General features: G+C 70.7%; 12 protein-coding genes. 6 read left to right on the forward strand and 6 right to left on the reverse strand.

All coding sequences use genetic code 11. From position 1 onward, the window contains the following. Window positions 1–5 precede the first annotated feature (5 nt). From CVO96_RS01310 to CVO96_RS01320, 3 genes are read left to right on the forward strand one after another with little or no spacing between them, the layout of a single operon-like run. Window positions 6–518 (forward strand): cytochrome c-type biogenesis protein, encoded by a 513-nt coding sequence (locus CVO96_RS01310; protein WP_243398112.1) that lies wholly within the window; start codon window positions 6–8, stop codon window positions 516–518. Further along, entirely contained in the window at window positions 515–1,552 is a 1,038-nt protein-coding gene (locus CVO96_RS01315; protein WP_103309467.1) for a c-type cytochrome, read from the forward strand. The genes CVO96_RS01310 and CVO96_RS01315 overlap by 4 nt, the downstream gene beginning before the upstream one ends. Next, window positions 1,549–2,151, forward strand: coding sequence for a Rieske (2Fe-2S) protein (locus CVO96_RS01320; protein WP_103309469.1), 603 nt, complete (start codon window positions 1,549–1,551; stop codon window positions 2,149–2,151). The genes CVO96_RS01315 and CVO96_RS01320 overlap by 4 nt, the downstream gene beginning before the upstream one ends. 35 nt (window positions 2,152–2,186) lie before the next feature. Here CVO96_RS01320 and CVO96_RS01325 read toward each other — a convergent pair whose 3' ends face one another. Then, window positions 2,187–3,692, reverse strand: a complete 1,506-nt coding sequence (locus CVO96_RS01325; protein WP_165795166.1) for an LGFP repeat-containing protein — start codon at window positions 3,690–3,692, stop codon at window positions 2,187–2,189. A gap of 216 nt (window positions 3,693–3,908) precedes the next feature. Between CVO96_RS01325 and CVO96_RS01330 the strand changes: the two genes are divergently transcribed. Both CVO96_RS01330 and CVO96_RS01335 read left to right on the forward strand, forming a co-directional pair. After that, entirely contained in the window at window positions 3,909–5,045 is a 1,137-nt protein-coding gene (locus tag CVO96_RS01330; RefSeq protein WP_103309473.1) for an acyl-CoA dehydrogenase family protein, read from the forward strand. A 279-nt stretch (window positions 5,046–5,324) separates the two neighbouring features. After that, on the forward strand, window positions 5,325–7,106 hold the full coding sequence (locus CVO96_RS01335; protein WP_103309474.1) for a putative bifunctional diguanylate cyclase/phosphodiesterase: 1,782 nt from the start codon (window positions 5,325–5,327) through the stop codon (window positions 7,104–7,106). Between the two features lie 252 nt (window positions 7,107–7,358). Here the strand turns inward: CVO96_RS01335 and CVO96_RS01340 are convergent, their stop codons facing one another. Next, the gene (locus CVO96_RS01340) at window positions 7,359–8,111 is read right to left on the reverse strand and encodes a fumarylacetoacetate hydrolase family protein (RefSeq protein WP_103309476.1); all 753 of its coding nucleotides are present in this window, start codon (window positions 8,109–8,111) and stop codon (window positions 7,359–7,361) included. Window positions 8,112–8,148: 37 nt separating this feature from the next. After that, window positions 8,149–8,847 (reverse strand): Crp/Fnr family transcriptional regulator, encoded by a 699-nt coding sequence (locus CVO96_RS01345; protein ID WP_103309478.1) that lies wholly within the window; start codon window positions 8,845–8,847, stop codon window positions 8,149–8,151. A 173-nt stretch (window positions 8,848–9,020) separates the two neighbouring features. Here CVO96_RS01345 and CVO96_RS01350 point away from each other — a divergent pair, with 173 nt between their 5' ends. Further along, window positions 9,021–9,710, forward strand: coding sequence for an ABC transporter ATP-binding protein (locus CVO96_RS01350; protein ID WP_103309480.1), 690 nt, complete (start codon window positions 9,021–9,023; stop codon window positions 9,708–9,710). A 282-nt stretch (window positions 9,711–9,992) separates the two neighbouring features. Here CVO96_RS01350 and CVO96_RS01355 read toward each other — a convergent pair whose 3' ends face one another. The 3 genes from CVO96_RS01355 to CVO96_RS01365 form a co-directional block, all read right to left on the reverse strand. Beyond that, window positions 9,993–11,078 (reverse strand): NADH:flavin oxidoreductase/NADH oxidase, encoded by a 1,086-nt coding sequence (locus CVO96_RS01355; RefSeq protein WP_103309482.1) that lies wholly within the window; start codon window positions 11,076–11,078, stop codon window positions 9,993–9,995. 118 nt (window positions 11,079–11,196) lie between these two features. Then, window positions 11,197–11,745: a hypothetical protein gene (locus tag CVO96_RS01360; RefSeq protein WP_165795167.1), complete on the reverse strand. Its 549-nt coding sequence runs from the start codon at window positions 11,743–11,745 to the stop codon at window positions 11,197–11,199. Between the two features lie 4 nt (window positions 11,746–11,749). Further along, entirely contained in the window at window positions 11,750–12,538 is a 789-nt protein-coding gene (locus tag CVO96_RS01365; RefSeq protein WP_103309484.1) for an ABC transporter permease, read from the reverse strand. Window positions 12,539–12,623 lie beyond the last annotated feature (85 nt).

Raw genomic sequence — 12,623 nt, forward strand, 5'->3', positions numbered from 1 at the left:
TTCAGGTGTTCGTCCGCACGCTCCTGGGCCGATCCGGCCCGGCCCTCCGCTCGCTGCCCTGGGCCCTGTGCCTGCTGCTGACCCTCGCCCTGGCCGCGCCACCGACGCTCAATCCGGCCCTGGAATCCCGCGCCGTGGCGATCCAGAAGAACCTGCGCTGTCCGCTGTGCGACACCGGGGAGTCGATCGCCGACTCGCGCAGCGACATCAGCGTCAAGATGCGCTCCAGCGTGCGTGAGCAGCTGGCCGCCGGCCGCTCCGAGGCCCAGATCTACGACTTCTTCGCCCAGCGCTACGGCAACTTCGTGCTGCTCGACCCGCCGAAGAGCGGGCGCAACCTGCTGCTGTGGGGCGGGCCGCTGCTGGCGCTGGTCGGCGGCGGGGCGCTGTGGTGGTCGTTCCTGCGCCGCCGCCGGACAGCGGCCGGTACCCCGGAGCAGGCGCCGGACGCGGCGGAGGACTTCGACTCGTATCTGGCCCAGGTGCGGCGTGAGACCCGTCCGGGCGGTCAGCCGTGATTCTGAGCCTGCTGCTGCTGGGCCTGATCGTGGCGGTGGCCCTCTGGCTGGTGCTCGAGCCGCTGCGGCGGCGGGTGTCCGCCGACCCGGACGCTCCCGAGCGTGAGCGGCTGCACGGGGAGCGCGACCGGCTGTACGCCGAACTGGCCGCCCTGGAGGACGAGTCCCGCCGGCCGGATCTGGAGCGCCGGGCCGCCCTGACCCTGCGGGCGCTGGACGGCCTGCCCCCCGCCCCGGGCCGGGCTGGAGGGCGCCGGCTGGCTGTGGTGGGCGTGGCGCTGGCCGCGCTGCTCACCGGGGTGGGCGCCGTGACCTTCGTGCCGCGCTGGCAGCTGGCCTCGCTGAGCAGCGCCGAGGCGGCCGACGTGCAGGCGGTGCTGAGCCTGCCGGCGCTGCGGGCGCGGGCCGAGCGCACGCAGGCCAACGCGGACTACCTGGCCTGGGGCAGGGCCGCCTTCGATTCCGAGCAGTACGACCAGGCGGTGAGCGCCTACGGCGAGGCGCTGAAGCTCGACCCCCGGCAGCCGGTGGCCCTGCGGCGCCTGGGCATCCTGCTGCTGACGCGCGGCGAGCGCTCCGGGCAGACGGTCAGCGACGAGGACGCCACCCAGGCCGCGCTGCTGATCCGCACGGCGGCGCAGCTGGCCCCCCAGGAGGCCGAGTCTCAGCTGCTGCTGGGCTTCACGCTGGCGCGCTTCGGTCAGGACGCCGAGGCCCTGAGCGCCCTGGAACGCTACCGCACCCTGGAGCCCACAGGCCGCGACGCCGACGACCTGATCACGGCGCTGCGCGCCCGCCTGCAGAAGAGCGACCCCGGCCAGCGGGTCTACGCCGCCAACTGCGCGAGCTGTCACGGGCCGGCCGGCGGCGGGGGCCTGGGGCCGAGCCTGCGGGTCTCGACCCTCTCCCGCACGGCGCTGGCGAGCGTCATCCGGAACGGGAAGGGCACCATGCCCGCCTACCCGCAGCTGAAGGAGGCCGAGCTGAAGGCCCTGCTCGATCTGCTGGAGGGCTGGCAGAGGGCCGGCCGGTGAGCGAACCGGGCCGCCGTCCCGTCAGCGGGGCCAGGAGGATCACCCGCCGGGCCCTGCTGGAGCGCTGGTGGGTGCTGCCGGTGGCGGGCACACTGGGCACCTTCGCCTATCTGGGCTGGTACGGGGCCCGCGTGACCTTCGGCAAGAGCCAGGCTGGGCCGCCGGCCTTCCAGCCGGGCACGCCCCAGGCGGTGGGCGACCTGGGCCAGTTGCGTTCGCTGTGGGCCGAGCAGACGTTCTCCTACGCGGGACGGCCCTGCACGCTGCTGCGGGTGCCCCAGCCGGTCGAGGGCGGCCTGTCGGGCCCGGACGGCCTGCATCTGGTCGCTTATTCACGGGTCTGCACGCACCTGGGCTGCTCGGTGAATCTAGTGCGCGACCCCGAGGTGCTGGCCTTCGCCTTCAACTACCGCCCGCCGGCGGACGCGCAGCACCCGCAGCTGGGCTGCCGCTGCCACTACAGCGTGTTCGACCCGCTGCAGGCCGGCGAGGCCGTGTTCGGCAAGGCCAACGGGCCGCTGCCCCGGGTGCGCCTGGAGCGGCGCGGCACCCAGATCTGGGCCACAGGCATCGAGGCGGCCCCGGCCCTGGACACGTAGCACACAGATGGAGCGCAGGGCAGCGGCGCCGCGATTCAGTCCGCCGTTGGCACGACACTCCGTCGCAGCAGCGTATCGAAGAGGGTCTGCGCGTGCTGCGCGGCCAGCGTGCCCGCTCCATCAGGCCGGAAGGCGAGGCGGATGCCGCCGTCGCTGGTCACCCTGAAGCTCAGCAGCCCGGCACCGGACGGCACCACCCCCAGCAGCTCCGGCGCGGGCAGCAGGGTCGTCAGCACGCCGCTGACCGCCTGCAGCCGCTCCGTCAGGGGGGCTGACCCGGAGTCCAGCGGGGTGGTCAGCCCGATCACGCCGGCCTGCCGGGCCATCAGGCGCACGGCCCGGTGGCCGTCCGGGTGGGGGCTGGGGACGAACTGCAGCGGGAGGGTCAGATCGAAGGCGGTGGGTCGGGGCTCCGTCTGGTCGGCGCGCACCGTTCCCGTGGCCCGGTACGTGAGCACGCGGTTGCCACTGCGGGTGAAGTCGTGGGCCGTGTCACTCACGCCGACCAGCGCCAGGGTGTCCAGGTGCAGCAGGCCGGCGCTCCCCAGCCGGTTCCGCAGCGCCTCCTCCACCAGCGCACACACCTGGGCGCCGCTCAGCGCCGCGCGGGCCGGCTCGCTGACCTGTTCCTCCTCGGTGTAGACGACGCCGTTCTGGAAGGTGGCGTAGCTCTGCTGAGACCGCTGGCCGAGCGTCAGGGTGTCGCTGGTGGGATAGCCCAGCGGGCCGCGCTCGGCCCCGGTGCCCTCCCAGTGGGCCCGGACGCGGCCGGAGACGACCATCGGGCCGGTGCGGGGGTGCCAGGCCAGGCTGGCGTCGCCCGCGAAGCTGCACAGGCGCCCCACGCCGTCCGGGCAGACCTGGGTACCGGTGACCGGCAGGCCCAGGGCGCTGTCCGGGCCGCCCCAGGCGTCGTACTTGCGCCGGAGTTCACCGCTCAGGTCATGCACGCCGCCCCCGGGCAGGGCGTACAGGTCGCAGTGCTCGAAGCGTTGCCGGAAGCCGCCCCGCACCGCCTCGCAGCCGGACAGCGCGGCGCCCGTGCGGCCCGGGCCGAGGGCGGCCGCCGCCACCTCCAGGGCCGCCGCGGGCTGCTGCGGATTCACGGCCAGGACACTCAGGCCGAACATGATCTGCGCGAACGCCATGTCCCCCTCCCCGGCGGTGAGCGGTAAGCACAGGGCCCGCGACTCCCCGGCTCCGACGAGGGCGGAGAACGCTGCGGAGTCGGGGGCCGGGTGGCTCGGCTCTGAAAGGTCGGGCTCTGGCGCGGAGTGCCCAGACGAGACTTCCGCCCCGTCCTGAAGCAGTCGGGCCTGCCCGGTGACCTGCACCGCGCCGGCGGCCTGCCGGCAGAACGACACCCGCAGCTCCACGCGCCGCCGGCCGCCGCACTTGCCGACGATCAGGATCCGCTGCTCCGGGGCGTGCACGTCGAGCGCCAGCGTCCCCCCCCGGATCACGCTGGCGTGCTCATCTGTGCTGAACGTTTCCTCGTCGGTGATGTTCATGCGAATGTCGAACTTCACCCGGCTCTGCATGGCTCCTCCTTCACCCGGGAGTGCGTCTGCAGCCTGCCTCTTTCCCTCCCTCCTGAGTTGTAGCGTGGGGGCCATGATCGGCCCATGATCAGGGGGCGGCTGCCGTGCCGGTGCGTCTGCAGGCCAGTACGTTATACTGGGTTCAAATCCCCACGGCGGCCGCGTTGTGGCCGTGATTTCCCGGTGGCCTGGGGGCCGCCCCCACAAGGAGCATCCATGGAGTTCAGTCTGTCCGACGAACAACGTCAGCTGCAGCAGCTGGCCCGCGATTTCGCCCGCAAGGAGATCATTCCGGTCGCCTCCGAGTACGACCAGAAAGAGGAGCTGCCCTGGCAGGTCGTGGAGAAGGCCTTCGAGGTCGGCCTGCTGAACGCCTCGATCCCCGAGCACGCCGGCGGCCTGGGCCTGGGCATGCTCGACGAGTGCCTGATCGGTGAGGAGCTGGGCTACGGCTGCATGGGCATCTACACCATCCTGATGGCCTCCGAGCTGGGCATCACGCCGCTGCTGGTCGGCGCGACCGAGGAGCAGCAGAAGCGCTTTCTGACCCCGCTGACCGAGAAGCCCAGCCTGGCGGCCTTCGCCCTGAGCGAGCCCAACAACGGCTCCGACGCCGCCGCCATGAACACCACCGCCGTGCTCGACGGCGACGAGTGGGTCATCAACGGCACCAAGATGTGGATCAGCAACGGCGGCGTGGCCGAGCTGACCGTGGTGTTCGCCACCACCGACAAGCAGGGCGGCCACAAGGCCACCGTGGCGCTGGTGGTGCCCAAGGACGCGCCGGGCTTTTCCTACAACAAGATCAAGCACAAGATGGGCCAGCGGGCCAGCCTGACCAGCGAACTGGTGTTCGAGAACGTGCGCGTGCCCCGCGAGAACCAGCTCGGCGGCCTGGGCGACGGCTTCAAGATCGCCATGAAGACGCTCGACAAGACCCGCATTCCGGTGGCGGCGGGCTCGGTCGGGATCGCCCGGCGCGCGCTGGACGAATCGGTGAAGTACGCCAAGGAGCGCGAGGCCTTCGGCAAGCCCATCGGCACCTTCCAGGCCATCCAGTTCAAGCTGGCTGAGATGGCCATGGGCATCGAGACCGGCCGGCTGATGTACCAGAAGGCCGCCTGGCTGGTCGATCAGGGCCAGCCGCACGGCTTCGAGAGCGCCATCGCCAAGGCCTACTGCTCGGAGATGGCCTTCGACTCGGCCAACGAGGCCATCCAGATCCACGGCGGCTACGGCTACGTGGGCGAATACCCGGTCGAGAAGCTGCTGCGCGACTCCAAGCTCAACACGATCTATGAGGGCACCAACGAGATCCAGCGCGTGATCATCAGCCGGAATCTGCTGAAGTAGGCGCGGCGCCGGGCCAGGGGCGCTTCCTGGCAGGAGCGTCCCGAGGGGCCAGGCCTGAAAGTGGCTCCGAAGCTGACCGACAGGGCTCGCAGGGGCGGTGAGGAGGGCGGTGGACGGACATTCGGGACAGCTCCCGGTGGTCGTCCACCGCCCGGCGTCCGTAGGGGGGCGGCTCGGTCGCTCACGCCGTCTGCCGGGCCATTGGCACGCTCCCGGCAGCTGACCGGGCGCCCAATCACTGAAAGGTTTTAGGAACGTCCAGGCGGGCAGACTCAGGCCATGTCGCTCGCCGCCCCCACCGACTCTCTCCCCCCGGCCCTAGCGCTGGATCTGCGTGAGGAGCAGCGCCTGGCTGCCCTGTACCGCTCCGGCCTGCTGGATACCCCCCCCGAGGAGCAGTTCGACCGCATCGTCACGCTGGCCGCGCAGCAGTTCGGAGTGCCCATCGCCTCGGTCTCGCTGATCGACCGCAACCGCCAGTGGCTCAAGGCCAAGGTCGGTTGCCTGAAGACCGAAACACCCCGGGACATGGCGATCTGCTCGCTGGCCATGCGACAGCCCGACGTGCTGGTCATCCCCGACGCGACCCTCGACCCCCGCGTGCGAAACCTTGATCCTGTAGTGGGCGAGCCGCATATCCGCTTCTATGCCGGCGCCCCGCTGGTCACGGCGGAGGGCCACGAACTGGGCACCCTCTGTGTGATCGACACCGAGCCCCGGACCTTCAGCGCCCAGGACGCCGCGACGCTGCAGGCCTTCGCGGCGCTGGTGATGGACGAGATCTCGCTGCGGGACGCCCTGCGCGAACTGCGGCACCTCGCGCTGTACGACTCGCTGACCGGCCTGCCCAACCGCACGCATTTCCACCAGCATCTGGCGCGGGCGTTCACGCGGGCCGACCTCAGGAGCGAACAGCTGGTGCTGGGGCTGGTCGATCTCGATCAGTTCAAGCTGATCAACGACACGCTGGGCCACGCCGCCGGCGACGAACTGCTGCAGCTCGTGGCCACCCGGCTGCGGGCCTCGGTGGGCACCAGTGACCTGATTGCCCGCATGGGCGGCGACGAGTTCACCATCGTCCTGAGCGACATCCGCGCGGCCCACGACGCTTCGGCGGTCATGAACCGCCTGCGCGACGCCTTCGTGGCCCCCTTCGTGCTGCGCGGCCAGGAGGTCTTCGTCCAGTTCAGCGCCGGCCTGAGCCTCTATCCCCACGACGCCGCCGACGCCGAAAGCCTGCTGAGCCAGGCGGACACGGCCATGTACCGGGCCAAACGCTCAGGCGTGGGCTACGCGTTCTTCAATGCCCAGCACGACCGGCGCAGTCCGGCGGAAGTCGAGCTGACGGCGGCTCTGCACCATTCGGTGAGCCGCGATGAACTGCTGCTGCATTACCAGCCGGTGGTCGGGGCCCAGGACGGCCGTGTGGTAGGCCACGAAGCGCTCATCCGCTGGCAGCGGCCGTCCGGACTGGTGAGCCCGGCCGAGTTCATTCCGCTGGCGGAATCGGCGGGGCTGATCGGGATGATCGGCCTGTGGGTGCTGCGGCGCGCCGCACAGGATCTGCGCTCGGGCCTCATCGAGCGCGCGTCGGTGAACGTCAGTGCGCTGGAATTCGAGCATCCCGAGTACGCCCGGCGGGTTCAGCGCGTGCTGGAGGAAGTCGGGGTCGATCCGGATCAGCTCGTGCTGGAGATCACCGAGAGCGCGCTGCTCGATGCCCGCCGTGCCGAAGTCGTCCTGGCCGAACTGCGGGCCCTGGGCCTGCGGATCGCCCTCGACGACTTCGGCACCGGCTACAGCAGCCTGTCGGCCATCGCCACCTTGCCAGTGCAGATCATGAAGATCAACCAGAGTTTCACCCGCGACGTGGGCCTGCCGACCCCGGCCGGCGCCCGCGCGCTGGAGGTCGTGCGCTCGATCGTGGCCCTCGCCGGGGCCCTGCAACTGGAGGTGGTCGCCGAGGGCGTGGAGACCCCCGAACAGGCCCAGGCGCTGATGCAGAGCGGCTGCCACTACCTGCAGGGCTACTATTTCGGGCGCCCCGCCCCGCTGGGCTGAAGCTGGGCACTGGGCTGATGCTGGGCCCGGCCCCCTCCCGGCTGTCCGGGATGCCCTGAGGAGCAGCGCTTGTGGAGCGGCGAAGCAGAGGGTCTGGATTTCGGTGGACGACCACGTCGAGATGGACAGTCGAGTCGGGAATCGACCTTTCTCTACTGGGTCAGCCTCGCGGCACGAGGGCAGTCTAGGCACCCGGATGGTCTCCGGGGCCGGTCTCATCAGCCGATCAGGGTGCTCAGCCGATCAGGGTGCTCAGCCGATGAAGGTGCTCAGCACGCCGATGCCCTCGACCTCCACCTCCACGGTGTCGCCGCTCTGCAAAGGGCCTACGCCCTCGGGGGTGCCGGTGAGCACCACGTCTCCCGGCTCCAGGGTCACGTAACGGCTGACATAGCTCAGGATCGCCGGCACGTCGAAGATCATGTGGCTGGTGCGGCTGTCCTGCTTCGTGGCCCCGTTCACGCGGGTCTGCACGCGCACGTCCGCCGGGTCGAGGTCGGTCTCCAGCCAGGGGCCCAGCGGACAGAAGCGGTCGGCAGCCTTGGCCCGGAACCACTGCAGGTCGGTCTTCTGCAGGTCGCGGGCGGTCAGGTCGAGGCCACAGGTGTAGCCGGCGACGTGCTGGAGGGCCGTCTCGGGGCTCAGGTCGCGGGCGCACGTGCCGATCACCAGGGCCAGCTCGCCCTCGAAATGGAAATTCTGCGTCCAGTCGGGGCGGATCACCGTGCCGCCGGGCTCGGCCAGCGCGTTGGGGCCTTTCAGGAAGATGCCGGGCTCTGTGGGCAGCTCGCCGCTGTCGTTGCCCAGCTCGCGGATGTGGTCGAGGTAATTGCGGCCCACGCAGACGATCTTGCTGGGCTCGGCGGGGGCCAGCAGGGTGCCGGGGTCGAAGAGGGTGGAGCCGCCGCTTCGCCCGCCCGCCAGACCGTGCGTGAAGTGGACGGTCTCACCGTCGAGTTCGCCCCAGCGGGGAGTGCCGTCGTGCCGTATCCGTACCAGTCGCATGACCCAGAGGATATCCGCCTGGGCCGGGCCTGCAGCGCTACTCGGCCGCTTCCGACTCTTCCAGCGGAATCCGCTCCAGCCCTTCGGGATCGAGCAGGATCACGTTCGATCCCCGGACGCTCACCAGCCCCTGCTTCTCCAGCTTCCGCATCACCCGCGACACCGTCTCGCGGCTCGACGAGATCCGGAGCATGATGTCGTGGGTGCCCAGGGGCAGCACCTCGGGCTGGGGCACGCCCGCCTGGACGCGCTGGCGGTACAGGTTGGTGAAGACGTGGCTCAGGGCGGCCTCGGTGTTCAGACCGAAGGCGATCAGCTCATCGTTCAGGAAGGTGATCCGCTCGGCCAGCATCCGGCTGAGGTTCCAGAGGATGCCCGGGTAACGCTGCAGCAGTTGCTGGAAGTGCGTGCGGTACAGCATCAGCGTAGAGACCGGGGTAATCGCCACCACCGTGGCGCTGCGTTCGCTGGACACCGACAGCACGGCCGTCTCACCGATCACGCCGGGGGCGTAGACGTCGCCCATGACCCGCTCGCGGCTGCCCAGACTGACCCGGCTGACCCGCACCACGCCGCTGACCAGCAGGTGCAGCGCCTCCCCCTGGACGTCCTGGGTGAGCAGCACCTCGCCCGGACTGAGGTGGCGCTCGGTGACGACCCTGGAAATCTCGTTCAGCGCCGGATCCGGCACGTCCTGGAAGAGCGGATTGCGTTTCAGGGCCTCCAACCGGGTCATCAGAGGCTCATCCTAGCGTTCCCGGGTGGGCGCTTGGCCCGGGGAGCGTCACCGGACGACGGACACGGGCAGGGATGGGAGACCGGGCCAGTTCCCGACCCTGCGTGACTGGGCATCCCCAGAGACTGTGCCTCCTCAGAGATTGGGCATCCCCAGAGGGGCCGCGGGCTAAGATGCCCCGCGTGAGTGTTCCCGAACCGGCCCTGAAGGCCGTGGATATCCAGCATTCCTTCGCCGAGCTGAGCGTCCTGCGCGGCGTGTCGCTGGAGGTGCGCCCCGGCGAGGTGGTCGCGGTGACCGGGCCGTCGGGCAGCGGCAAGAGCACGCTGTTGCACCTGCTGGGCGGTCTCGATACCCCGCAGGGCGGCGAGGTCTGGTGGGCCGGCGAGCGGGTCGACACGCTGGATACCCAGGTGCGCGCCAGTCGGCGGGCCGGGCGCGTGGGCCTGGTCTTCCAGCACCACTACCTGCTGGAGGATCTGAACGTGCTGGACAACGTGATGATCCCCAGCCGCCTGGCAGGCCAGCCCGATGCCGGCCGGGCCCGCGCGCTGCTGGAGCGAGTCGGGCTGGCCGGGCGCGATCGGGATTTCCCGGGGGTTCTGAGCGGCGGCGAGCGCCAGCGGGTGGCGGTGGCCCGCGCCCTGGCCGCCGGGCCCGCCGTGGTGCTGGCCGACGAACCCACCGGCAGCCTCGACCGCGCCAACGCCCGACTCGTGGCCGAACTGCTGGTCAGCCTGGCGCGCGAGCACGGCGCCGGGGTGCTGCTGGTCACCCACGACGAGCGGCTGGCCGCCTTCGCCGACCGGGTGCTGCACCTGCTCGACGGCGAATTCACCGACGAACTGCCGGACTACACCTGAACGGCAGAGGTGAGACAGCCTGCCCGTAGAGTGGCTCGCCCCACCTCACTCGTCTGTACGATGGCTTGGACAGTTTTTCGATGGCGTTGATCCGGACGCGCCGGGCTCAGTGTCTTTAAGTTTTTCCCCTGGCGGGAGGATCGGGACACGCGGAGGAGGATCAGCAGGCAGGGGCTCCCAGCCGATGGGCTGGGGAGTCTCGGACGACCGTTTGACCACCCTGTCCACACCACCGCTCAAGGGCAGGGGGACGCAAAGCGCACAGGAATCGACCCAGCCCCCTCAGACCACCCGTGTGCCCCGCTGGTACTGCGCCGCGACGTCGAGCTTGACGCCCAGCTTCACGGCCGCCGCCTGCGCCCAGTGGGGATCGCCCAGGAAAGGGCGGGCCAGCGCGATCAGGTCGGCGTCGCCGTTCTGCAGCAGGCCCTCGGCCCGCTCCGGCGTGTCGATCATGCCCACCGTCATGACGCCCAGCGCCGGCACGGCCCGCTTGACCTGCGCGGCGAAGCCCGCCTGATAGGCCGGCCCCGGCGTGATCCGCTGGGCCGGAGTGAGCCCACCGGAGCTGATGTCCAGCACGTCCACGCCCTCCTTGTCCAGCAGCCCCGCCAGGGCCACGGTCTGCTGCTCGTCCCAGCCGCCGGGCGCCCAGTCCGTGGCGCTCAGGCGCACGAAGAGCGGTTTGTGCAGCGGCCAGACCCGGCGCACCGCCCGCACGACCTCCAGCAGCAGGCGCACACGGTTCTCGAAGGAGCCGCCGTACTCGTCGCTGCGGCTGTTGGCCAGCGGCGAGAGGAACTGGTGGAGAAGGTAGCCGTGGGCGGCATGTACTTCCACGGCGTCGAACCCGGCGATCTCGGCGCGGCGGGTGGCGGCCACGAAGGCCTGCGCGACCCGGGCGATCTCTTCCAGGCTCATGGCCTGGGGAACGGGAAACGTGGCGCTGTAGGCGCTGGCGTCCGGGCCGATGACCTGCCAGCCGCCCTGCTCGGGGGGCACGGCGCCCTGCCCACGCCAGGGGGCGAAGGTGCTGGCCTTGCGCCCGGCGTGCGCCAGCTGAACCCCGATGCGACCGCCCTGGGCGTGGATGAAGTCGTTGATGCGGCCCAGCGGCACGAGCTGGGCGTCGTCCCAGAGCCCCAGATCCTCGGGGCTGATGCGGCCCTCGGGCGACACGGCGGCGGCCTCGGTGAAGATCAGGCCCGCGCCAGCCAGCGCGAACTGCCCCAGGTGCACCAGATGGAATTCGTTCGCCAGACCGCTCTGCGAGGAGTACATGCACATGGGCGAGACCACCACCCGGTTGGGCAGGGTGAGGCCCTGCAGTTTCAGGGGCTGGAACAGGAGGGGGGTGGCAGCGGTCATGGGCCGAATCTAACCCCCCACCGTCAGGTCGGCGCCGGCCCCGGCTTCACGCAACGCTGAGGGTACCCCGGCAATTCATCACTTCAGACAGCGTGTGCGTACATTCCCCACTCAGGCTCTAACGGTTCCGCCGGCGCCCCTCGTACCGCCCCCGCGCCTGCGCTGCCGCCTCGGCCCAGAAGGCGGCTTCCAGCGCGGCCAGATCTCCTCCACCCTGCCCCGGACGCCGGTAGTCGGTGGCCTCCAGGCGGGCCAGGAGCGAGGGGAACACCGTCCCCTGAGAGGCGTTCCAGACCGCTTCTTCATCGGCCCCCGACGCGGCTGTGATCAGTTCTCCATACCGCGCCGAGAGGGTCTGCAGGTCGCGTACGGTGCTCACGTAGACCCAGGGGCCGTACTCGCCCAGCAGGGCCAGGAAGCCCGTCCACTCGGAGTCCAGCAGGGCGCCCAGTACCTCGCGCTTCGGGGTGGCGGGGCTGAGCCAGGGGCGCACGGCCAGCAGGTCGGCGGCGAAGCCCGGTTCCCCGGAAAACTCGGCCGAGGCGCGGGCAGCCTCGGCGGGGCTGGAGACGTCGCGCAGTTCGGCGAGGTGGGAAAGCCGGGCACGGGCGGTGGGGGTCAGGTGGACGGAGCGCGGCCTCGGCTGGCCCAGGATCGTCCAGTCCATGCCTTCAGCTGCTGGCGCTGGTGTAGCTGGCGACCGCCCGGCGCCAGAACCAGCGGGTCAGGGCGAACAGCGCGGCCGCGACCAGCGGCGAGGCCAGCGCCAGCGTGGGCGTCAGGCGCCCGGTCATGGCCTGGGCGGGCACGGTGGTCACGAAGGCCACGGGCACCACGAAGGTGAGCACGAAGCGCACGGGCACCGGAAAGGCGGTGGCCGGGAAGCGCGCCGCGCCGAACACGCCGTTGAACAGCTCGGTCACGTTCTGGGTCTTGACGAACCAGAAGGCGGTGGTGCTCAGCCCCAGCCAGATGCAGTACACGATGACCAGCGCCGAGGCGTACAGCAGCAGCGCCGACAGCACCCCACCGGGCGTGACGGTCAGGCCGGCGGCGGCGTATGCGATCAGCCCGAGCCCGATCAGGATGTCCGGCAGCCGCATCACGTTCAGGTGGCGCGTGGACACGTTGAACTGCGCGTCGATGGGCTTGAGCAGCGTGAAATCCATACTGCCGGTGCGGATGGCCTCGGCGATCTTGCTCATGTTGGGCTGGATGAACACCGAGATGAAGCCCTCCGTGAGCATGAAAAACCCCGTGACCAGCAGCGCCTCGCGGAACGTCCAGCCGCCCACCGTGGTCGTGCCCGGCTGCCCGAATACCACCCCGATCCCCAGCAGCGCCACCCCGACCTCGCCCAGTGACGCCAGCACCGCGCCCACGAAATTCGCCCGGTACTCCAGCTGCGCCGAGATCGTCGCCCCCGTGAAGATGCGGACGAGGCGCAGGTAGCGGGTCACAGCCGGCCCCTGGCCGGCGTTGATTGTGGATGGTTGATGGTTGATGGAAAACCCGGGCTCCTTCCATCAACCATCGACCATCTCC

Origin of the sequence: Deinococcus koreensis (assembly GCF_002901445.1) — a bacterium.
GTDB lineage: Bacteria > Deinococcota > Deinococci > Deinococcales > Deinococcaceae > Deinococcus > Deinococcus koreensis.